This is a genomic window from Halosimplex salinum, assembly GCF_003730195.1.
In the GTDB taxonomy this organism is placed as follows: Archaea; Halobacteriota; Halobacteria; order Halobacteriales; family Haloarculaceae; genus Halosimplex; species Halosimplex salinum.
Genome location: NZ_QWGG01000001.1, coordinates 835,213 through 857,833, shown reverse-complemented (window position 1 = coordinate 857,833; position 22,621 = coordinate 835,213). Strand labels below are relative to the sequence as shown.

At 67.5% G+C, this 22,621-nt stretch carries 16 protein-coding genes; 6 read left to right on the top strand and 10 right to left on the bottom strand.

The genetic code is table 11. The annotated features are described in order from the left end of the window. Positions 1–338: 338 nt before the first annotated feature. A complete protein-coding gene (locus D1409_RS04280) occupies positions 339–2,252 on the bottom strand; it encodes a HAMP domain-containing protein (RefSeq protein ID WP_123534349.1) in 1,914 nt (637 codons plus the stop codon). A 330-nt stretch (positions 2,253–2,582) separates the two neighbouring features. On the opposite strand from D1409_RS04280, the gene kdgK1 reads away from it, so the two are divergent. Further along, positions 2,583–3,539 (top strand): bifunctional 2-dehydro-3-deoxygluconokinase/2-dehydro-3-deoxygalactonokinase, encoded by a 957-nt coding sequence (gene kdgK1 / locus D1409_RS04275; protein ID WP_123534347.1) that lies wholly within the window; start codon positions 2,583–2,585, stop codon positions 3,537–3,539. A gap of 52 nt (positions 3,540–3,591) precedes the next feature. Here the strand turns inward: kdgK1 and gdhB are convergent, their stop codons facing one another. From gdhB to D1409_RS04260, 3 genes are all read right to left on the bottom strand, one after another. Beyond that, complete coding sequence (gene gdhB, locus D1409_RS04270; protein WP_123534345.1) at positions 3,592–4,887, bottom strand: glutamate dehydrogenase GdhB; 1,296 nt, start codon at positions 4,885–4,887, stop codon at positions 3,592–3,594. 21 nt (positions 4,888–4,908) lie between these two features. After that, the gene (locus tag D1409_RS04265; RefSeq protein ID WP_123534343.1) at positions 4,909–5,064 is read right to left on the bottom strand and encodes a rubrerythrin-like domain-containing protein; all 156 of its coding nucleotides are present in this window, start codon (positions 5,062–5,064) and stop codon (positions 4,909–4,911) included. Between the two features lie 220 nt (positions 5,065–5,284). After that, positions 5,285–5,548: a hypothetical protein gene (locus D1409_RS04260; RefSeq protein ID WP_123534341.1), complete on the bottom strand. Its 264-nt coding sequence runs from the start codon at positions 5,546–5,548 to the stop codon at positions 5,285–5,287. Positions 5,549–5,841: 293 nt separating this feature from the next. Here D1409_RS04260 and pyk point away from each other — a divergent pair, with 293 nt between their 5' ends. Together pyk and D1409_RS04250 are read left to right on the top strand one after the other, a co-directional pair. Then, complete coding sequence (gene pyk / locus D1409_RS04255) at positions 5,842–7,617, top strand: pyruvate kinase (protein ID WP_123534339.1); 1,776 nt, start codon at positions 5,842–5,844, stop codon at positions 7,615–7,617. Between the two features lie 87 nt (positions 7,618–7,704). Continuing rightward, complete coding sequence (locus tag D1409_RS04250; protein WP_123534337.1) at positions 7,705–8,682, top strand: ROK family protein; 978 nt, start codon at positions 7,705–7,707, stop codon at positions 8,680–8,682. Positions 8,683–8,741: 59 nt separating this feature from the next. Here D1409_RS04250 and glpK (D1409_RS04245) read toward each other — a convergent pair whose 3' ends face one another. From glpK (D1409_RS04245) to glpK (D1409_RS04230), 4 genes are all read right to left on the bottom strand, one after another. Continuing rightward, entirely contained in the window at positions 8,742–10,274 is a 1,533-nt protein-coding gene (gene glpK, locus D1409_RS04245; protein WP_123534336.1) for a glycerol kinase GlpK, read from the bottom strand. Positions 10,275–10,346: 72 nt separating this feature from the next. Further along, positions 10,347–11,522 (bottom strand): Cdc6/Cdc18 family protein, encoded by a 1,176-nt coding sequence (locus tag D1409_RS04240; RefSeq protein WP_123534334.1) that lies wholly within the window; start codon positions 11,520–11,522, stop codon positions 10,347–10,349. Between the two features lie 109 nt (positions 11,523–11,631). Next, positions 11,632–12,726: a hypothetical protein gene (locus D1409_RS04235; protein WP_123534332.1), complete on the bottom strand. Its 1,095-nt coding sequence runs from the start codon at positions 12,724–12,726 to the stop codon at positions 11,632–11,634. Positions 12,727–12,729: 3 nt separating this feature from the next. After that, positions 12,730–14,262 (bottom strand): glycerol kinase GlpK, encoded by a 1,533-nt coding sequence (gene glpK / locus D1409_RS04230; protein WP_123534330.1) that lies wholly within the window; start codon positions 14,260–14,262, stop codon positions 12,730–12,732. Positions 14,263–14,638: 376 nt separating this feature from the next. Here glpK (D1409_RS04230) and glpA point away from each other — a divergent pair, with 376 nt between their 5' ends. The 3 genes from glpA to D1409_RS04215 all read left to right on the top strand — a co-directional run bounded on the left by glpA (position 14,639) and on the right by D1409_RS04215 (position 19,080). Continuing rightward, the gene (gene glpA, locus D1409_RS04225; protein WP_123534328.1) at positions 14,639–16,378 is read left to right on the top strand and encodes an anaerobic glycerol-3-phosphate dehydrogenase subunit GlpA; all 1,740 of its coding nucleotides are present in this window, start codon (positions 14,639–14,641) and stop codon (positions 16,376–16,378) included. Then, positions 16,368–17,642, top strand: a complete 1,275-nt coding sequence (gene glpB / locus D1409_RS04220; RefSeq protein ID WP_123534326.1) for a glycerol-3-phosphate dehydrogenase subunit GlpB — start codon at positions 16,368–16,370, stop codon at positions 17,640–17,642. The genes glpA and glpB overlap by 11 nt, the downstream gene beginning before the upstream one ends. A 61-nt stretch (positions 17,643–17,703) precedes the next feature. Next, a complete protein-coding gene (locus tag D1409_RS04215) occupies positions 17,704–19,080 on the top strand; it encodes an anaerobic glycerol-3-phosphate dehydrogenase subunit C (protein ID WP_394339015.1) in 1,377 nt (458 codons plus the stop codon). Between the two features lie 52 nt (positions 19,081–19,132). Here D1409_RS04215 and D1409_RS04210 read toward each other — a convergent pair whose 3' ends face one another. Beyond that, positions 19,133–19,576, bottom strand: a complete 444-nt coding sequence (locus tag D1409_RS04210) for a universal stress protein (protein WP_123534322.1) — start codon at positions 19,574–19,576, stop codon at positions 19,133–19,135. 81 nt (positions 19,577–19,657) lie between these two features. Continuing rightward, positions 19,658–22,354, bottom strand: a complete 2,697-nt coding sequence (gene ppc, locus D1409_RS04205; protein ID WP_123534321.1) for a phosphoenolpyruvate carboxylase — start codon at positions 22,352–22,354, stop codon at positions 19,658–19,660. Positions 22,355–22,621: the final 267 nt, after the last annotated feature.

The following is a 22,621-nucleotide window of genomic DNA, read 5'->3' as shown; positions in this document are numbered from 1 at the left end:
TGGTCCACGTAGCGGACGAGGCTACTGTGAAAGTCGGCTGGCACGGAGGAGCGGCTATCGAACAGAGGAGATCGACTGAAGTCTCGATTCGGTTTCCGCGGTCGGTCGAGCAATACCCACCCGTCATCTGCACAGATGAGGGGACGCCAGCGGTCGAACGCGGCACTGTAGCGCGACACGGGCCGGTCCGATTTCGGAGTCCCCGTCGCGACGGGAACACAGTGAGTTCGTTCGGCAGGCAGGTATCGACCGTTGGTCGGCGTCAGGGACGTGGCGAACGCTCGGGAAGCGCTCTACCTGAACAGCACGTCGAAAAGAACGGACGGAGTAAGGCCGCCTTACTCCTCGGCGGGTTCGTTCGTGTCGTCGGCGTCGTCGGGACCGGGCGAGCCTGCGCCGGTCTGGAAGACGAACTCGTGTTCCTCTTCGGTCTCGAAGTTGCCCAGCCCGTCGCCCAGGTACTGGGCGTAGCGGGTGAGCTCCTCGGCGCGCGAGGAGACTTCGTTCAGCTCTGCGGCCTGTTCCTCGGCCGCGCCCGCGACGTTCTCGCTCTCGGACATCGTGTCCTCGGCGAGGTCCGCGGCCTCTTCGATCATGCTCGCGACTTCGCGGATGCTGTCGAGCGAGTCGCCGAAGTCGACGTCGGGGTTGTCGTCGGCGAAGTCCTCGAGCTGACCTGCGACGCCGTCCATCTCCTCGGAGATGTTCTGGAGTCGTTCCTTCTGGTCGTAGGCGTCGTCGGAGATCATCTGGATGGAGTCCGCGACCTGTTCGCTCGCGTCACGAACCGTCTCGGCGCTCTGCTGCACCGAGCGCCCGCTCTCCTCGACCTCGACGGCGAAGGTCTTGAGCTGACCGGTCGTCATCTCGAGTTCGGTCAGCATCTCGTTGAAGTTCTGTGCGATCTGGTCCATCGCCTCGTTCTCGCCCTCGGGCTCCATCCGCTGGGTGAGGTCACCCCGAGCGCAGGCCTGCATCGTCTCGGAGTACTCCTCGGCCTTCTCCTGGAGGTAGTTGCTCATCTCCATGGCCTCGGCCCTGGAGACCTCCGCTTCCTTCCGGGCGCGCTCTGCCTCGTCGATCTGTTCTTTGAGCGAGTCGCGCATCGAACCGAAGCCGGCGTAGAGCTGGCCGATGCTGTCGATGCGGCCCGACTGGATGTCGACGTCGAGGTTCCCCTCCTCCATCTCCTGTGCCTTGCCTTTCAGGCGGTTCATCGAGGAAGAGGTGTTGTACCCGAGCACGGCGCCGATGAGGAGCATCAGCAGGACGGCCATACCGGTCGCGATCATCCCGGACTGCGTGACCGACTCGACGTCTTCGAAGAGGACGCTCGTCGGTGCGTGAACGAGCACGGCCCAGTCGTTACCTCCCGAGACGAGCACGGGTGCGAACCCGACGGCGTACTCTTCGTCCATCACGTTCTGATTCGTCCGGTCCGAGACGACGTCACTCGAGATCTCGAGATTGATCGCTCGATCGACGATTTCGTCGTCACCGTAGTTTTCGAGCGTCGCGTCGCCCCCACTCATCTCGGCGGTTTCCGCCCGCTCGTCGATGAGGATGGTGCCGCTCTCGTTGACGACCGTCGTGAACCCGTCCTCGGCGCGGTCAGCACCCTGAAGCTGACCCCCGATGTCGTTCGTCGTCACCTCGACGACCAGATATCGGGATTCGGTCCCGTTGACCCGACTCGCGAAGCCGACGACCGGGATCCCGGCCGACGTTCGGTACACGCTGGATATCTGGACGTCGGCCGTGCCAGCGAACGTCTCGTCGACGATCCAGTCGCGGTTACCACTTTCCACGGGCGTCCCCGGCGGGACGTTCGTGCTGGCGACGTGTTCCCAGTCCCCGGAGGACTGATCGACGAGGTGCATCGCGTTCACGTCGCTCGGCATCTCCTCGCTCATGCGGTTGCGCAACGTGTTCGCCATCTTCTGGCCGTCGTCCCCCGTGTAGGCGGGTTCGCTCGACGCCAGTCGGGTCGAGAGGCGGTTCGTCTCCACCCACTGGCTGACGAGGTTCGACTCCTGCGCCGCGAGTCCGCGATACTCGCCTTCGGTCTGGTTGCGCGTGTGATCACTGAACTGCTGGGTCCCGACGTACCCGACGGCCGCGATGCCCAGCCCCATCACCAGCAAGACGATGAGGAACTTCAGTGCGAAGCGCTTCCTGACGAAGTCCGGAACGATAGTCCGAACGATGCCGATGCCTGTCCCACCGCTACTTCCGCTGTCGTCACCACTCATGTGTCGTCTCCCACGGTTACTCGTCGGTCGGTACCAGCGAACGAGTCAGCTCCACCCCGGGAAACGCTCCCGGAATCCTGACTCGATGAATCGGCTGTGCCCCAGTTGCCCATAGGATGCCATGTCCGATCATATCATATATAGTTTTGGAGTACGGTGGGCCTCACCGACGAGTTTCCGGCACGTACTCCAGCTGTTCTCGCCCGTTTCTGGGACGTAACCGGTCGATTTCGTACGCTATAGGGGCGAGAGTAAAGGATCGAACGCACGCGCACGTGTGGTGGAACGGATCCCTCCAGATTTAAGCCCGGCCCCATCGCAGCCAGACGTATGACAGATCTCGTTACGTTCGGTGAGTCGATGCTCAGGCTCTCTCCCCCGGGACAGCAGCGCCTGGAAGCGATCGACGAACTTGACGTCCACGTCGCGGGCGCGGAGAGCAACGTCGCAGTCGCCGCCCAGCGCCTCGGCCTCGACGCCGCCTGGGTCTCGAAACTCCCCGACTCGCCGCTGGGTCGTCGCGTCACGAGCGCGCTCGGCAACCACGGCGTCGACTCCGACATCGTCTGGGACGACGACGCGCGGATGGGGACCTACTACGTCGAGATGGCCGGCAAGCCCCGCGGGACGAACGTCATCTACGACCGCGCCGACTCGGCGGTCACCACCGCCAGCACCGACGAACTCCCCACCGACCGGTTCGCCGACGCCGACGCCTTCCACATCACGGGCATCACGCCTGCGCTCTCGGAGACGCTGCTGGAGACGACCGAGGACCTGCTCACGCTGGCCGGCGAGCACGACACGACGACCGTGTTCGACGTGAACTACCGCTCGAAGCTCTGGCCGCCCGCGGACGCACGCGAGACGCTCGAGGAGCTCTTCCCCGAGGTCGACGTGCTCGTCGTCGCCGTGCGCGACGCCCGGAACGTCCTCGACCGCGAGGGCGACGCCGAGGCCATCGCCCGCGAACTCGCCGCGGAGTTCGACTTCGAGCTGACGCTCGTCACCCGCGGCGGCGACGGGTCGCTCGCGCTCCACGAGGGAGAGGTGTTCGAACAGGGCGTCTTCGAGGCCGACGAGTACGACACCGTCGGCACCGGCGACGCCTTCGTCGGCGGATTCCTCGCCTCGTGGCTCGACGGCGCGGCCGTCCCCGACGCGCTCGAGTACGGGGCCGCGACCGCGTCGCTGAAGCGAACGATCCCGGGCGACATCGCCCTCGTCACCCCCGAAGAGGTCGAGCGCGTCGTCGAGCAGGGCGAACAGAGCGGGATCTCGCGGTAACTCGACCGGTTACTGTCTCTTTCGCGGAGCGGTAGTCGAAATCGTCCGGCCGTTACGGCCAGAGCCCGCGGTATTCGTGAGCGTCGGCGATCCGCGAGAGCGCGACGATGTAGGCGCCGTCTCGCCAGGACACGTCGCGGGTCTCGACTTCCCGGCGGACCGCCTCCCACGCGGCGAGCATCTCCGTCTCGAGTTCTTCGTTGACCCGTTCACGCGACCACGCTCGCCGATTGATGTCCTGAAGCCACTCGAAGTAGCTGACCGTCACGCCGCCGGCGTTGGCCAGGATGTCCGGGATCACTCGCACCCCGCGGTCGTCGAGGATCGAGTCTGCGGTGAACGTCGTGGGGCCGTTCGCTCCCTCGACGATCAGATCTGCCTGGACGTCGTCGACGTTGTCTTCGGTGATGACGTTTCCCACCGCTGCCGGGACGAGGAGGTCGACGTCGAGTTCGAAGATGGCTTCGTTGCTGATCGTCTCGTCGGCGTAGGTGGTCACGGCCTCCGGTTCTTCGTCGTGGGACGGGATCGAACGGGTGTCGAGGCCCTCGGGGTCGTAGGCGGCGCCGTTGACGTCGCTGACCGCGACCACCGTCGCGCCCCAGTCGTCGAGCAGACGGGCCGCGTTCGCACCGACGCTCCCGAACCCCTGAACCGCGACAGTGGCGTCCTCCAGCGGATTGTCGTAGTACTCGAGCACCTCGCGGCTGACGATAGCGACGCTGCGTCCGGGGGCCTCCTCGCGGCCTTTGCTTCCGCCGATGACGGGCGGTTTCCCCGTCACGACACCCGGCGTCGTCTGAGATTCCTGAACGCTGTAGGCGTCCATGATCCACGCCATCGTCTGGGCGCCCGTCCCCATGTCGGGCGCCGGGATGTCCGTCATTGGGCCGATGATGTTGCGGATCTCGTTGGCGAAGCGGCGAGTCAACCGCTCGGTCTCCGCGTCGCTCAGGTCCTTCGGGTCGACGACGATACCGCCTTTCGCGCCGCCGAAGGGGATGTCCATCACCGCGCACTTCCAGGTCATCCACATCGATAGCCCGATACACTCTTCGCGGGAGACGTCGGGATGATAGCGGAGACCGCCCTTGTACGGGCCACGGACGCTGTCGTGTTGCGCTCGAAACCCCTGGTACATCTGGACCGTGCCGTCGTCTCGTTTCAGCGGGACCGTCACCTCGTGGACGGCCGCGGGGTGGTTGAGTCGCTCGACGATGTTCGGGTCGATATCGATGATCGACGCCGCTTCGGCGAGCTGATGCCGAGCGGTCGCGAGAGCGGACTCGTGGGCCGGGTTCGGTTCCGATGCCGTATCCTCCGCTGTCGAAGTGGACTCTGAAACCATAATAGGGTGCTCCTCGGAGGTCTATTCGAGCGATTTCGCCCGGTTCTGGAACTGGCCGCCACAGTCACAGCTCCCGGGGTGGGACTCGGATTCGACGATGTCCCCGCACTGCAGGCACTCGTACTTGGACGACTCGGTCGGATCGTTATCGTGTTCGACGTCCTGGCCGTGAGGCATAGCTCGGTTTCGGCCTCCGCGAGTAAGTATTAACCGTTATAGGAATATAAGTGCATATTAATACTGGCCGCACTCAGTCCGTTTCGAGCACGTGTGACCGCATTCGATCTACGATCGGTCGCTTCCGGCGTGACGTGCGGCGCGCTCTCGAGAGCGCTTCGATAGCCACCAGCAACGACTGTGTGGCGGGATCGTCCGACACCGGATGGCCCATTAGCGGTCACTGCTCGGACAGCTGGATCCCGCGGGCGACGACGTACAGGAGGACGACACCGGCCCCGACAGCGAGGACGAACTGTCCGAGCAGCGCCAGTATCGCGCCGACCGCCGAGTTGCCGAGCGCCAGGAACACGAGTCCGAACGGGACGAGCGCGATCCCGACGAACAGCACGACGAGTTTGGCGAGCGGGACCGCTTCCGAGAGTATCTGTCCGGTGTCCAGTTCCCCGGTTGTCGGGTCGACGAACGGTCTCGTGGAGGGCATCCTCTCGGGGATCCCCGTCCAGTAACCAGAGCGTTGCGGTTCCGGCCACGCGGTTTCGAGGCCGTCGCGACCGGTATGGCGCCGACCGGGTGAGCGCCGAGCGCACGGACCAGGAGCGAACTGACGGGACGGAAGTTTTCACCGCCGTTTCCTCTCGACGGGCAGCCACACGCCCCCGGAGCGGCCACGAACACCCACCAGCCGTAAAGAACGGTAGACAAACCCTTTATCCCTGCCGGGGGAAGCCGTTCACATGAACGGAACACGCATCACAACGGGGGTATCTCGCCGCCATGCGTAGCGCGAAGATCGTTTGCACGCTCGGACCGGCCAGCCAGTCCGAGGAGATGATCGAGAGCCTCGCGCGGGCGGGGATGTCGGTCGCGCGGATGAACGCGAGTCACGGCACGCCCGAACACCGCAGGGAGATCGTCGACAACATCCGAACGGTCGACAGGCGGATAGACCGGCCGGTCGCGGCGATGCTCGACCTGCCGGGTCCCGAGGTCCGAACCGCGCCGATCCCCGAGGAGATCACGCTCGAGGCCGGGTCGACGGTCACGTTCGCCGAGGGGGACGAGGCGACGCCCGAGGAGATCGGCGTCTCGTACGACATCTCGGCGGTGTCGCCGGGCGATACGGTGCTGCTGGACGACGGGCGCATCGAGACGACGGTCGAGTCCGTCGAGGACGGCGTCGTCACTGCAACCGTCGAGAACGGCGGCGCCCTCGGCGCGCGCAAGGGCGTCAACGTCCCCGGTGTCGACCTAGACCTCCCGGTCATCACCGAGCAGGACCGCGAGGAGTTGCGAGTGGCCGCCGACAAGGAGGTCGACTTCGTCGCGGCGAGTTTCATCCGCAACGGCGAGGACATCTACGAGATCAGGGACGCGCTGGACGAACTCGGCGCCGACATCCCGATCATCGCGAAGATCGAACGCGAGGTCGCCGTCGAGAGCCTGCCGGGAATCATCGACGCGTCCTACGGCGTGATGGTCGCCCGGGGCGACCTCGGCGTGGAGTGCCCCCTCGAAGACGTCCCGATGATCCAGAAGCGGATCATCCGGCGGTGTCACGAGGAGGGCGTCCCGGTCATCACGGCGACGGAGATGCTCGACTCGATGGTCACCGCACGCCGCCCGACCCGCGCGGAGGCCTCAGACGTGGCCAACGCCGTCCTCGACGGCACGGACGCGGTGATGCTCTCGGGGGAGACGGCCATCGGCGACCACCCCGTCAGAGTCGTCGACACGATGAACCGGATCGTCAAGGACGTCGAGGAGTCGCCCGAGTACGCCGAGAACCGCGAGCAGCGGGTGCCGGCGGCCGACGAGACGCGTACCGACGCGCTCGCCCGGTCGGCGCGCTTCCTCGCGCGCGACATCGACGCGAGCGCCATCGTCGCGGCCAGCGAGTCCGGGTACACCGCGCTCAAGGCCGCGAAGTTCCGCCCGTCGATCCCCATCGTCGCCTCCGTGCCGGGCGACGAGGTGCGTCGCCGCCTCGCGCTCTCCTGGGGGATCATCCCGAAAAGTTCGCCGTACACGGCCGACGGCGCCGACGCGGTCATCAACAACGCCGTCCAGTCGGCGCTCGACACGGGCGCCGCCGACAGCGGCGACACGGTCGTCGTCCTCTCGGGGATGATGACCGAACTCGAGGGCGTCAACACGGCGAACATGCTCAAGGTCCACGTCGCCTCCGAGACGATAGCGTCCGGCCGGTCGGTCGTCGAGGGACTGGTCTCCGGCGAACTCCACTGGACGGACGACGGCGACCTCTCCGAGGTGCCCGAGGGCGCGGTCCTCGCCGTTCCCGAGAACTTCGAGGGCGAGTTCGAGGGGGGCGTCGAGAAACTCGGCGGGATCGTCGACCGACACGGCGGCATGACGAGCTACGCGGCCATCGTCGCCCGCGAACTCGACCTGCCGATGGTATCCAACGCGTCGCTCTCGCGTGACGTCGCGTCCGGGACCGTCGTGACGCTCGACGCCGAGCGCGGCATCGTCTACGACGAGGCGATCCAGAGCCGGGCTCGCGAGCGGGCCGCCGAGCGGAGCGACCTCTAACTGGTCGCCGCCAGGGCGACCGATTTACTACTCGGTGGCGGGTGAATATGTGCAGTTAAGTAGCGGAGGGTCCACCCATCTATCACCATGGCCACGTACGCTGGTGTCGACCTCGGCGCGACGAACATACGCGCCGTCGTCGGGGACGAGTCGGGGCACGTCATGGCCTCAAAGCGGGCGGCGACGCCCCAGGGGCCGAACGGCATCGCCGTCACCGAGGCGGTCCTGGACACGCTTCGGGACGCCTGCGAGGAGGCGGGCGTCGACCCGACCGCCATCGCCGCCGTCGGCATCGGCTCGATCGGTCCGTTCGACCTCGCGGAAGGGCTGATCGACAACCCGGCGAACCTCCCCGACACGATCGACCTGATCCCGCTGACCGGTCCTATCGGCGAACTCGTCGACAGCGACAGCGTCTACCTCCACAACGACACGGCCGCGGGTGTGATCGGCGAGCGCTTCTACTCCGACCGCAACCCCGACGACATGGCCTACCTGACTATCTCGAGCGGCATCGGCGCCGGCGTCTGCGTCGACGGCAACGTCATCACCGGGTGGGACGGTAACGCCGGTGAAGTGGGCCACACGACCGTCGACCCCAACGGCTTCATGACCTGCGGGTGCGGCATCGACGGCCACTGGGAGGCGTACTGCTCGGGCAACAACATCTTCCGCTACGCTCGCCGGCTCCACGACGAGGACCCCGTCGACACGTCGATGCCGCTGGACAGCGCCGATTTCGACTCCGCCGACGTCTTCGCCCACGCCAACGAGGGCGACGAGTTCGCCGAGTACGTCATCGATCAGGTCAACGAGTGGAACGCCATCGCCGTCGCCAACATGGTCCACAGCTTCGCGCCGCTGGTCATCTACGTCGGCGGCGCCGTCACGCTCAACAACCCCGACTGGATACTCGACCCCCTTCGCGAACGGCTCGACGACATCGTCTTCTCGAACGTCCCCGACGTGCAGCTGACGACGCTCGGCGACGACGTCGTCGTGAAAGGCGCGCTCGCGAGCGCGCTCACGGGCGGCACGGGCGATCGTTCGCGCGTGCGACGATAGTAGTCGACGGCCGTCCACGTTTGTACCGCTTCTCACTCCGTCCGCGCCGACCTCGGTTCTCACTCCGTCCGTGCCCAGTCCAGCGACCGCTCGACGGCGTCGCTCCAGCGGTCGTATCGCGCGTTCGCGGTCTCGGGGTCCATCTCGGGGTCGAACTCGCGGTCGACCTGCCAGTTCGAGCGGAGTTCCTCGAGCGAGTCCCAGTAGCCGACCGCGAGGCCGGCCGCGTACGCCGCCCCGAGCGCGGTCGTCTCGTCGACTCTGGGCCGAACGATCCCGGTCTGAAGGACGTCGGTCTGTAGCTGACAGAGGAAGTCGTTTTTCACCGCGCCGCCGTCGACCCGGAGCCGCCCCATCTCGACGTCGGCGTCGGCTTCCATCGCCGCCACCACGTCGCGAGTCTGGTAGGCGATCGATTCCAGCGTGGCCCTGACGATGTGCGCCCGGCCGGTCCCCAGAGTCATCCCGACGATAGTCCCCCGCGCTCGGCCGTCCCAGTGGGGCGCCCCGAGGCCGGTGAACGCCGGGACGACGTAGACGCCGTCCGTCGAGTCGACCGAGCGGGCGAGGCGTGCGGTCTCGCGCGGATCGTCGACGAGGTCGACGTCTTCGAGCCACTCGATGGCCGCGCCGGTGGCGAATATCGACCCTTCGAGGGCGTACTGGACTGGCTCGCCGGAGCGCTGGAAGCCGATGGTCGTCAGGAGGCCGTGTTCGGAGGAGACCGCCTCCTCGCCGGTGTTCATCAGGAGGAACGACCCCGTCCCATAGGTGTTCTTGGCGTCGCCCTCGTCGAAGCAGGTCTGGCCGAACAGCGCGGCCTGCTGGTCTCCGAGCGCGCCGGCGACGGGGACTTCCGCGCCGAGAAATCCATCTGGGTCGGTGGAGCCGTAGGTCGCCTCGTCCGAGGAGGGACGGACCTCCGGCAGCATCGACTCGGGAACCCCGAACTCCTCGAGGAGCGCGTCGTCCCACTCGCCCGCGTGGACGTCGTAGAGCATGGTCCGGGAGGCGTTGGTCACGTCCGTGACGTGCTCGCCGGTGAGGTTGTAGATCAACCAGGAGTCGATCGTCCCCGTCAGGAGCTCCCCGGCTTCGGCGCGGTCTCGCAGATCCTCGGAACGCGCTCGGTTCGTCTCTATCGGGTCCGCGTGGTCGAGGATCCACTCGGTCTTGGTGGCGGAGAAGTAGGCGTCGGGTTCGAGGCCGGTCGTCTCGCGGATCCGCTCGACAGTCGCGTCGGCTTCGAGGTCGTCGACCCTGTCCGTCGTGCGGCGGTCCTGCCAGACGAGCGCGTTGTGGACCGGCTTTCCGGTGTCCTCGTCCCAGACGACGGTCGTCTCGCGCTGGTTGGCGATCCCGAGCGCCGCCAGTTGCGTCGGGTCGAGCGTCGCCCGCGAGAGGGCGGTGGTCACGGCGCGCTGGGCAGCTTCCCAGATCTCGACGGGGTCGTGCTCGACCCAGCCGGGTTCGGGGTAGATCTGCTCGTGTCGCTCGTAGGCGTTGGCGACGACCCGCCCCTCGCGGTCGAACACCATGAAGCGCGTGCCGGCCGTCCCCTGATCGATCGCGCCGATGTACGTGTCTGGCATTGTCTCTCGGTCGTCGCAGTCCTCTCAGATCGCAACAGACCCGTCCCGCGAGGATAAGAATTCCCCCGGGCGCTACTGTCGGAGGTCGTACAGTCGGCGGAACGCGGTCGGCGGGAACCGCAGTTCGACGCGGCTCGGCGGCCGTCCCTTGTCGTTGCTGGTCTCGGACTGGACGCGTTCGACGACGCCGACCTCGGCCATCTCGTAGAGGAATCGCTTGACCGTCCCCGTCGAGAGGTCGACCGACGGGCTGGAACTGATCGCCTCGGTCGTCTCCGTGACCGAGGTGCGCTCCTCGGGGTCCAGGTCGACGAGTTCGCGGAGGACGAGCTGTTTGTTTGCCGGGAGCGCCAGCACGCGGCCGAGCGACACCGACGGCGACGGGATCTCCTCGATCGCCGCGTTCACGTCGGAGTCGGTGAGGCGGGTCCGCTCGTCCCTGGTCGCCCGGTCGGTGGCGACGAACAGCGCCGCCAGCGCGTCGTGGGCGTTGCCGTCGGCCCAGTCCGCGATCCGGCGGGCGAGTTCGTGGTCGAGCGCCTGCTGAGTGAGCCCGACGGAGGCCCTGGTCATCAGCACGTCGACGAGCATCTGTCGGCGGTAGCGGTCGACGCGGATCGACGTGGCCGTGTACTCGGTGAGCGGCGTCTCGTCGGGGTCGTCGCGGCCGACCGCGAGCCAGCTGACGTTGCTCGGGAGGCCCGCGAACATGTCGACGAGTTCGTCCGCGTCGGTGTCGTGGGGGCCGCAGACGTGGTCGACGGCGACGACGATGCCCGTCCGGGACTGGCCGAGCAGGTCGTGCAGGCGGTTCCGGAGGTCGTCGGTGCTGATCCCGTGGTCGGGGACGGGTTCGTCGACGAGCTCGTCGAGGACGCGGTGGTAGAACGCGAACTCGCTCGTGGTCTCGCGCATGTCGACGTACACGAACCCCGGCGCGGTGGGGGTCGCCGCCCGCGTGCTCGTGTGGATGATAGACCGGGTCTCCGTCGAGAGCTGGTCGAGATGGCGAAACAGCGCCGTGACGATGGCGGACTTCCCGGAGCCGAACGGGCCGGAGACGTAGGCGTTCGGCGGGAGCTGTCCGTCGAAGACCGGGTCGAGATGGTCGAGCAGTCGTTCGAGCACCGGCCCGCGGTCCGACGGTTCGTCGATGTGTGCGACCGGCGACAGCGACTCGTAGTCCTCGACGAGACGAGGGCCGTCCGTGCGACGTTGTCGCCGTTTGATTCTCGCGTCAATGTCCATGAGAGCACCGGATGAGTTCGTTGGGGGTCAGTTCCGTCCTGCAGTACAAAAGAACCGCGATGGTTCGGTCGGGCCGAAGCGGTGTCGGGACCGTCACCCGACGACGGGTTCAGACGTACCCGGCGTTGGGCAGGATCCCGAGGATCGCGAGGACCGCCACGATCGCCATGGCGAGCGCGATCGCCATCGCGGGCGGGTCGACGTGCGTCCCGGAGTGCGCGTAGAACATGCGCTGGGTGATCTCTCCGAAGAGGCCGCTGACTGCGCCGAAGACGCCGGCCGCCAGCAGCGCGGGCACGGCGCCGGCGACGGGCATCATGACCACCGCACCGACCGCGCCGATGAGCGTGATGTGGTGGGTCACCGGGATCTTCTCCACGCCGAGTTCGAGGAACAGCAGGCTCATCGCGGAGATGGCGTAGCCCATGAAGATGCTCCCGGTCTGGATCCAGATGTATCCGCCGAGGATACCGCCGACGAGGCCGATCGTCGTGACGCCCGCCCACTTGTACTGGTGGGGGAGCCACGGTTCGGTCGCGAGTCGGCCGGCGTGTTCCTGGGGGACTTCGCCGCCGTCGGTCGCCATGCGCGGTTCCTCGCGCTCGAACGGCGTCATGTCGAGCAGGCCGTCGCCCGCCGACTTGCCCACGATCGGGTAGCCGAAGACGATCCGCGCGATGAACGCGGTCGCGACGACCGACAGCGCGATGCTGTCGGTGAGCCCGGTCCCGCCGACCGTGAGGACGGCGGCACCGAACTGGTTGATGAGCATCCCGAGGACGCCGAAGACCGCACCGACCGCGAGGATGTCCGGCTTCGTGCCGAACGCGTACAGGATGTTCTTCCCGAAGTGGTAGTCCCAGCCGTCGGGCTCCATCTCGGGGTACTTCTTGCCGGCGTAGGCTGTGGCGGCCACGCCGCCCGCGAAGGCGATGTGCGGGCCGGTGATCGCCCCGAACCCGATGACGCCGGTGACGCCGGTGGCGAGTTCGCCGGAGCCCACGTCGGGGACGGCCGCGCCGACCTCACGCTGGAGGATGGCCAGCCCCTCGCCGAGGAAGACGACGAAGCCGGTGAAGATGAACGCGGGGAGCGCGCCGATGGCGGCGCCGAAGGCACCGCCCGCGAGAGCCGTGATGAGCAACAGGAGAAACTGTTCCCACTCCATGCCGATGACCGGCACCTGGAGGAGCGTCTCGTACATGGGTCACTCCTCCTGCGCCCAGTCGAGCGAGCGCTCGACGGCGTCGTCCCAGCGGCTGTACATCCGGTCGGCCTCGCTCGCGTCCATCTCCGGTTCGAACTCGCGGTCGACCTGCCAGTTGTCGCGGAGTTCGTCGACCGTGTCCCAGTAGCCCACCGCGAGGCCGGCCGCGTAGGCCGACCCCAGCGCCGTGGTCTCGTCGACCTGCGGACGGACGATCTCCGTCTGGATGATGTCGGACTGCAGTTGACAGAGGAAGTTGTTCTTGACCGCACCCCCGTCGACGCGCAGGCTCGTCGTCTCGATGCCCGAGTCGGCCTCCATAGCCTCGGCCACGTCGCGGGTCTGGTAGGCGATGGACTCCAGGGTCGCCCGGACGATGTGCTCCTTCCGGGTACCGCGGGTCATCCCGACGATGGTCCCGCGGGCGCGGCCGTCCCAGTGGGGAGCCCCGAGGCCGGTGAAGGCGGGTACCATGTACACGCCGTCGGTAGAGTCCACAGAGCGGGCCAGTTCGGCGGTCTGGGCCGCGTTGTTGATCAGGTCGACGTCTTCGAGCCACTCGATGGCCGCGCCGGTGATGAATATCGACCCTTCGAGGGCGTACTGGACGGGTTCACCGGACATCTGGAAGCCGATCGTGGTGAGCAGCCCGTGTTCGGAGGAGACCGCCTCCTCGCCCGTGTTCATGAGGTAGAACGACCCCGTCCCGTATGTGTTCTTGGCGTCGCCCTCGTCGAAACAGGTCTGGCCGAACAGCGCGGCCTGCTGGTCACCGAGCGCGCCGGCGACGGGAACCTCTGCGCCGAGGAAGCCGTCGGGGTCCGTGGTGCCGTAGGTCGCCTCGTCCGAGGAGGGGCGGACCTCCGGCAGCATCGACTCGGGAACTCCGAACTCGTCGAGGAGTTCGGGGTCCCAGGACATCCCCTCGATGTCGTAGAGCATGGTCCGGGAGGCGTTGGTCACGTCCGTGATGTGGTTCCCGGTGAGGTTGTAGATCAACCAGGAGTCGATCGTCCCCATCAGGAGCTCCCCGGCCTCGGCGCGGTCTCGCAGGTTCTCGGTGCGCGAACTCGAGAGCTTCAGGGGCTCGGCGTTGTCGAGGATCCACTCGGTCTTGGTGGCCGAGAAGTACGCGTCGGCCTCGAGCCCCGTCTTCTCGCGGATCCACTCGACCTTGTCCTCGGACTCGAGTTCCTCGACGCGGTCGGTCGTCCGCCGGTCCTGCCAGACGAGCGCGTTGTGGATCGGCTTCCCGGACTCCTCGTCCCAGACGAGCGTCGTCTCGCGCTGGTTCGTGATCCCGAGGGCCTCCAGCTGCGAGGGGTCGAGGTCGGCGTCGTCGAGCCCCCGCGTCACGACTTCCTGCGTGTTCTCCCAGATCTCGACGGGGTCGTGCTCGACCCAGCCGGGCTCGGGGTAGATCTGCTCGTGCTGTTCGTAGGCGTTGGCGACGACCTGCCCCTCGTGGTCGAACACCATGAACCGCGTGCCTGTCGTTCCCTGGTCGATCGCACCGATGTACGTGTCTGACATAGTGGATTGTCTCCATCCGGCGGACAGTTTATCCTGACTCCCGCCTCGGTAGTAAACAATATAGTGAATCATTATAAAAGTTACTGACGGTTATGGAAGGTTCAGTAAACTAAACCGCGCACGCTCGCTCACAGCGTGACGAGGGAACTCGACTCCGCCGTTTTCGCTGAACCGGTTATCCGAGTAAGCGGCCGTTAATCGTCTCTAAGTGTGTTTTAGTCAGTCTGCCGATCCAACTCTGTAGACGCAGTCCGTGACACAGGGGCGAAGCGGTCGCGGTCGCGATCGGTGATCGGTCGTGTACAATCGTAGTATTTATCGACGATATCGGGGCGCCGGTGAAGTAAAGTGGGTGGACTCCGAAGTGGGCGGATAGATGGCATCGACACCCCATATCGCGGTCGTCGGGGGCGGTTCGACGGGAACGGGCGTCGCGCGCGACCTCGCGATGCGTGGGTTCGACGTGACGCTCGTCGAGCAGGGGAACCTCACGCACGGGACCACCGGACGCATGCACGGGTTGCTCCACAGCGGCGGTCGCTACGCGGTCTCCGACCAGGCCAGCGCGACCGAGTGTATCGAGGAGAACCGCGTCCTCCGGGACATCGCGAGTCACTGCGTCGAGCTCACGGGCGGGCTGTTCGTCAAGCGCCCCGAGGACTCCGAGGAGTACTTCCAGGAGAAGCTCGCGGGCTGTGAGGCCTGCGGGATCCCCGCCGAGGTCGTCTCCGGCGCCGAAGCCCGCGCCATGGAACCCCACCTCGCGACCGACGTCGAGAAGGCGATCTCCGTCCCGGACGGCGCCGTCGACCCGTTCCGACTGGTCGTCGCGAACGCCGCCAGCGCCGTCGAACACGGCGCACGCGTCGAGACGCACTCGAAGGTCACCGACCTCCTCGTCGAGGACGGCGAGGTCGTCGGCCTCGAAGTCGACCACAGCTCCGGCCCCGGGGTCCGCGTCCACGGCACCGAGGGCGGTCGGGAGACGATCCGTGCAGACCACGTCGTCAACGCGACCGGCGCCTGGGCGGGCCGGATCGGCGACATGGCGGGTCTCGACATCGAGGTCCGCCCCTCCAAGGGCGTGATGACGATCATGAACGTCCGGCAGGTCGACACCGTGATCAACCGCTGTCGGCCGAAAGGCGACGCGGACATCGTCGTCCCCCACGAGACCACCGCGATCCTCGGGACCACGGACGAGGAGGTCTCTGACCCCGAGGACTACCCCGAGGAGCAGTGGGAGGTCGACATGATGATCGAGACGCTCTCGGAGCTGATCCCGATGCTCGAGGAGGCACGGACGATCCGCTCGTTCTGGGGCGTCCGCCCGCTGTACGAGCCGCCGGACGTGGGCAGCGAGGACCCGACGGACATCACGCGCGACTTCTTCCTGCTCGACCACGACGAGCGCGACGGCCTGCCGGGCATGACCAGCATCGTCGGCGGGAAGTTCACCACCTACCGGATGATGGCCGAGGATATCGCCGACCACGTCTGCGACCGCTTCGGCGTCGACGCCGACTGCCGGACCGCCGACGTCCCCCTCCCCGGCAGCGAGGACTTCACCGTCCTCCGGGACTACATGGACGAGTTCGGTCTCCAGTCGCCGATCGGCCGCCGGAGCGTCGAGCGCCTCGGTTCTCGTGCCGAGGAAGTGCTCGACGTCGACGGCCCCAATCCGACGATCTGCGGCTGTGAGGCCGTCACCCGCGCGGAGGTACAGGACGCCATCGAGAGTTCCGGATCGGACCTGAACGCGGTGCGCATCCGCACGCGCGCCTCGATGGGCAACTGTCAGGGCGGCTTCTGCGCCCACCGGCTCGCGGGCGAACTGCAGGACAGCTACGACGAGCCGACGGTGCGTGCGGCGTGGGACGAACTCCTCCAGGAGCGCTGGAAGGGCCAGCGCCACGCCCTCTGGGGCCAGCAGCTCTCGCAGGCGATGCTCAACTACGCGCTGCACGCGACCACCCAGAACCGCGACCGCGACCCCGCCGACAGCGCCGAGGCCGTGGACTTCGCCGCCTTCGACGACGGGTCGGGCGCCGACACCGGGACCGGTCCCGCGACGGACGCCGGCGTCGCGACCGACGGAGGGCGCGATGGCGATTGAGTCCGAGGTGGTCGTCGTCGGCGGCGGGCTCGCCGGCGCGTTCTCGGCGCTCGCCGCCGCACGCGAGGGCGCGGACGTACGTCTGGTCTCTTACAAACAGAGCACGCTCGCGCAGGCGTCGGGCCTGGTCGACGTGCTCGGGTACGCGCCCGGCGGCGACGGGCCGGTCGTCGACCCGTACGACGCTATCCCGGACCTCCCCGAAGACCACCCCTACGCGACGGTCGGCGTGGACGGCGTCCGCGCGGGGATGGCGCTGTTCGACGAGGTTGCGGGCCGATACCGCGGCGACCACACCGACCGGAACGCCATGCTCCCGACCCACGGCGGGACGGTCAAACCGACCGCCCGGTACCCCTCCGGCGCTGCCGCGGGCGTGGCCAGCGACGAACGCGACGCCCTCCTCGTGGGGTTCGACGCGCTCGTCGACTTCGACGCGCCACACGCCGCCGACCACCTGCGCAACGCCGGCGTCCCCTTCGACGTGCGCGGGGTCTCGATCACCTTCCCCGGCGACCTGAACGCCGACGCGAAGGTGACTCGCTACGCGAAACTGCTCGACGCCGACGCCGAGGTGCCCGTCGGCGGGAGCACTCGCACCGCCCGCGCCGCGCTGGCCGCGACCGTCGAACCGCACCTCGACGGCGCCGAACGGGTCGGCTTCCCGGCGGTCCTGGGCGACGACGACCCCGCAGCCGTGCGGGCGTCCCTCGAATCCGCTCTCGGCGTCCCCGTGTTCGAGGTACCGATGGGACCGCCCTCGCTCCCGGGGCTTCGCCTCGAAGACGACCTCTACGCCGCGCTCGACGAGGCGGGCGTGAGCATGGAGACGGGCAACCCCGTCGTCGACTACGAGGACGAGGAACGCGTGACGCGTGTCGTCGTCGACCGAAACGGCGCGAAGATCCCCTTCGCGGCCGACCAGTTCGTCCTCGCGACGGGCGGCCTCGTCGGCAAAGGCATCGACTCCGACCGCGAGGGCGTCAGAGAGCCGATCTTCGACTGTCACGTCCCGCACGCCGACGACCGCTACGAGTGGTTCGACCACGAGGCGTTCGGCGACCACTCCTTCGCCCGGTTCGGCGTGCCGACCGACGAGACGTTGCGACCCCTCGACGCCGGGGGCGATGTCGAGTTCGAGAACCTGCGGGCCGCGGGGTCCGTACTCGGCGGCGCGGACTTCGCGGCGGAGAAGTCGGGGAGCGGCGTCTCTATCGCGACCGGGCGCGCGGCCGGCGTGAGCGCCGCGGAGGCGGCACGATGAGCGGCACGGACGACGCGGCGAGTGACGCGGAGGCGGTCCGATGAGCGACACGGAAGACACGATGAGCGACACAGAACCCACGACGGACTTCGACCCGGTGGAACCGAACCCGAACGAGGAACACGAGACCGTCGACGTCTTCGGCGACGCCAGGGAGTTCGACCTCCGGCCCGGCGCCGACTCCTGTTACAAGTGCACCTCCTGCGACACCAGTTGCCCCGTCGCGGAGGTCGACGACGACTTCCCCGGCCCGAAGTTCCAGGGGCCCGAGCAGTGGCGGCTCACCCAGACCGACGAGGACTTCGAGGTCGACGACTCGGTGATGGACTGCTCGAACTGCATGCGCTGTGACGACGCCTGCCCGTCGGGCGTCCCCCTCTCACAGATGCACAACACCACCCGCGGGCGCTACGTCGACGAGCAGATGAGCAAGCTCTCGACGGAGTACTGGCGCAACCGGATCCTCGCCAACTACCGCATCTCCGCGTTCGTCGCGAGCAAAGTCCCGCGCCTCGCGAACGTCGCGATGAACTTCGGTCCGGCCCGGTGGGTCATGGAGAAGACCCTCGGCGTCACCAGCGAGCGGGAGTTCCCGGCGTTCGCGACGGAGACGTTCCGCGACTGGTGGGCCAGCGAGGGGGCCGCGGCGGGGTCGAGAGCCCGCGCCCGCGAGCACCGGAAACGGCGCGGCGAGGACCCCGCCGCCGACAAGAAGGTCGCGTACTTCCACGGCTGCTACGCCAACTACAACACCCCGGAGGTGGGGAAGGCCATGGTCCGACTGTTCGAGCGGTTCGGCTACGAGATCGTCGTCCCGGAGCAGGGCTGTTCGGGCACGCCGATGTTCGCGAACGGCATGCTGGACGACGCCCGCCGCGACGCGGAAGTCAACGTCTCCTCGCTCTCGGATCTGGTCGATCAGGGCTTCGACGCGATCTGCTCGTGTACGTCCTGCTCGATGTCGCTCCGCCAGGAGTACCCCGAACTGTTCGACTTCGAGGGGACGGCAGACGTGGCGGCTCACACCTACGAGGCCGTCGAGTACCTCCGGATCCACGAGGACCTCTCGGGCGCCGTCGCCGAGGCCGACGTGGCCGGCGAACTCGCCGAGGAGTTCGCCTACCACGCGCCGTGTCACGCCCGCAATCAGGGACTGGACAGGCAGGCGGTCGAGCTATTCAGGGAACTGGACGGCGTCGACGTGGAGGACGTGGGCGACTCCTGTTCGGGCATCTCGGGCACCTACGGCTGGAAGGAGGAGAAGTACGAGAAGTCGATGGCTATCGGCGAGGAGATGTTCGAGCACATGGAGCACGCGGAGGGCGAGACCGGCATGACGGAGTGTCCGACCTGCGCGATGCAGATGGAACACGGGTCGGGCTACGAGGTCCGCCACCCGCTCGAGGTGCTGGAAGCCGCGCTGGTCGACCGGGCATAGAGCCCGGCAGCGCGACCGCCCCGGACCATCACGGTCGCCGCCCGTCGCCGATTCACCCGCTCCTGACGAACGTCACCGGACAGGGCGCTTCGAGCAGGACGGTCTGTGCCACGGACCCGAAGACGGCCTTACCGGAGGGGCGGCGCCTGCGGCCGCCGACGAACACGAGGTCGGCGTCGGTCTCCTCCACGAGGGCGACGATCCCTTTCCCGACGTCGCCGACCTGGCCGCGGATTCGCACGTCGAGGCCCGCCTCTGTGAAGCGGTCCCGGAACTCCATGACGGTCGCCTGACGCGCTGCGACGGCGTCGGGGACGGCGTCGTCACCGAACCCGAGGCGGTCGCCCATCTCCTCGAACCGGGTCGGAGAGAACACGTGCCCGAGCACGACGGTCGCGTCGGCAGGTCCGGCCACGTCGCTCACGGCGGTCACGACGGGGTCCGCGCGGTCGGCGTCGCCCGGCCCGACGGCCACAAGAACGGAGTCGAGTGCCATGTGAGGAGTTGGCGTCCTCGCCGCAAGCGCCTTTCGTCGGTTCACGAGCGCTCGGAGGCCCGAGCCCGGAGTAAGGGGATCCTATCCGGTGTTCTTCATCCCGGCGGCGATGCCCTGCACGGTGAGCCGGAGCGTGCGGGTCTCGGCCTCGGTGAGGTGGGACTGCGAGAGCAGGCGTACCTGCAGGAGGTTGAGCGGGTCGACGTAGGGGTTGCGCCGTGCGAGGTTCTCCTCGAGCCACTCGCGCCGCAGGAGGCTGTCGCGACCGGTGATCTCCTGGATCATCTCGACGCTCTCCTCGTACTCGGAGCGGATGCGCGGGAACAGGTCCTCGCGGAGGTCGTCCGGCGCGAGGTCGGCGTACTGCTCCGCGATCTCCATCTCCGAGCGAGCGAGCGCGAGCGACGCGTTGTCGAGCGTCGTCTGGAAGAACAGCCACTCGTCGTACATCTCCTGCAGGGTCTCCACGTCGCCGCCCGAGTCCAGGTACGCCTCGAGCCCGGTCGCCAGCGAGTACCAGCCCGGGAGGATACAGCGGGCCTGCGTCCACGAGAACACCCACGGGATCGCCCGCAGGTCGTCGACGCTCCGGTCCTCGGAGCGGGAGGCCGGGCGCGAGCCGAGGTTGAGGTTCTCGATGACGGTGATCGGCGTCGCCGTCTCGAAGAACTCGACGAACCCGTCGGTCTCCAGCAGGTCGACGTACTCCTCGCGAGCGGCCTCGGCGGCCGTCTCCATCGCTTCCGCCCACTCGTCGGGGACGTCCTCGACCGGGTCCTCGATGGCGTTGTGGCGCGCCCGGATCTGGGCGTTGAGCATCTGTTCGAGGTTGCGCTCCGCGATCTTGCGGTTGGCGTACTTCTCGGAGATGGTCTCGCCCTGCTCGGTGAACTTGATCTGCCCGGAGACGGTCTCGTTGGGCAGGGCGAGCATCGCGTCGTTCATCGGGCCGCCGCCGCGGGAGATAGAGCCGCCGCGCCCGTGGAACAGGCGCATCTCCACGTCGTAGTCGTCGGTGATCGCCGCGAGGCGGCGCTGGTTGCGGAAGAGGCTCCAGTTCGCCGCGAGGAAGCCGTTCTCCTTGTTGGAGTCGGAGTAGCCGAGCATGATCTCCTGGACGCCGTTGCGCGCGTCCAGCGCCTGCTGGTAGGCCTCGTTTTCGAACAGCGTTCCCATGATCCGGCGCGCGCCGTCGAGGGCGTACTTGGACTCGAGGAGCGGGACGACGTCCAGTCCGCAGTAGCCGGGGAGGTCGACGATGCCCGCCTGGTCGGCGAGGAACAGCACTTCGAGGACGTGCGAGGGCTCCTCGCACCAGCTGATGGCGTACGTGTCGATGGCGTCGACGCCGTAGTCGCGCTGCCACTCGGCGGTCTCCGCGAACAGGCGGAGGACGCGCTGGGCCTCGTCGGAGAGCCCCTCGCGGTCTTCGAGGTCGATCACCGTGCTGTCCTGCAGGATCGCTTCGGTGAGGAACTCCACGCGCTCGTCCTCGGACATGGACTCGTAGTCGATGCCCTCGGGGTCGACCGCCTCGGCGATGGCGTTCGTGTGTTTCGCGCGGTGGTCGCGCAGGTCGAGGCTGGCGAGGTTGAACCCGAACGTGTCGACGGTGCGGTACAGCGGGTCGACGTGCGACTCGGCGACGACGTCGGCGCCGTTGGCCCGCAGGCTCTCCGCGATCGATTCGATGTCAGCGAGGAACTCGTCGACGTGCTCGTAGCCGCCCGAGCGGACGTCGTTGACCCGGAGGACGCTCTCGCGCATGAGCTTGAGCTTCTGGCGGTAGGGCTCGTCGGGATAGCGCTCCGCGGCCTCGTCGGCGACGGCGGGCAGGCGGTCGCGGTGGGCTTCGAGGCGTTCGTCGAAGCGCTCGCCCGTGTCGATCTGGTCGGCGTCCTGACTGAGAACGCCGGACAGGGCTTTCAGTCGGTCCCGGTAGAGCGGGAGCGCGACCGACTGCTGTCGGTCGAGCGTCTCCTCGGTGACCTCCGGGGTGACGAACGGGTTGCCGTCGCGGTCGCTGCCGGCCCACGAGCGGAACTCGTAGAGCTTCGGCACGTCCACCTCGCCGTCGAACTCCGCCTCGACGGCGCGTTCGAGGGCGTCGTACACCTCGCTGATGACCTCGAAGAGGACGTTCTCGAGGTACCACTGGACGTTCAGCGCCTCGTCGGTCACCTCGGGACGCCGCTCGCGGACCTGCGGCGTCTGCCAGAGGCTCGTCACCTCGGCCTCGAGGTCGCGCTCAACGTGGCGCTCCTCGTCGTTCGTCAGTCGCCGTTCGTCGAGCGTCTCCAGGTGGTTGGACACCGACCGGAGCTTCGCCTTGACGGTCTTGCGCCGCGCCTCCGTCGGGTGGGCCGTGAACGTCGGCTGGATGAGCACGTCTTCGAGGACCGACTCGACGGTCTCCGCGCTCAGGTCCCGCTCGGCGAGTTCCTCGACCGCGTCGCGGACGCTGTCCTCCAGCGTCCCCTCGTGGCTCCCCTCGCGGATCTCGCGGACCCGCTGGCGCTCCTCCGCGAGGTTGATCAGCTCGAAGTACGTCGTGAACGCCCGCGCGACGACGTCCTGCTCCTCCGCCGAGAGCCCGTCGAGCGTCTCGTGTATCTCCGTTCGGTCAGCCGCGTCACCGCGCCGGTAGGCGACCGCCGCGGTCCGAATCTGTTCGACGATGTCGAACGCAGATTCGGAGCTCTGCTCGACGATGATCTCCCCGAGGAGCTCGCCCAGCTCCCGGACGTCCTGGTTGACCTCTCTGGCATGTAATTCCATAACAGTCCGTCAACGGGGGACTCGTATAATTGTAGCGGAATTCGAAATCTATCAGGGACGTGTATGCGGGATCGAGCGACGGCGGCGCGCCGTGACGAGCCGTTCGGACGGGCCAGAGGTGACAGGATCCACATTCATGCTATCCGAATGTCCGTGTATGCGGTATGTGTGCCGTGAATTTACCGTCGAATGGCGATCTGGCTGCGCTAATTCCGGGAGAGCGTGTTCGGAACGACGACGCGGGGTTCACACGTGAACGTCCGGGTT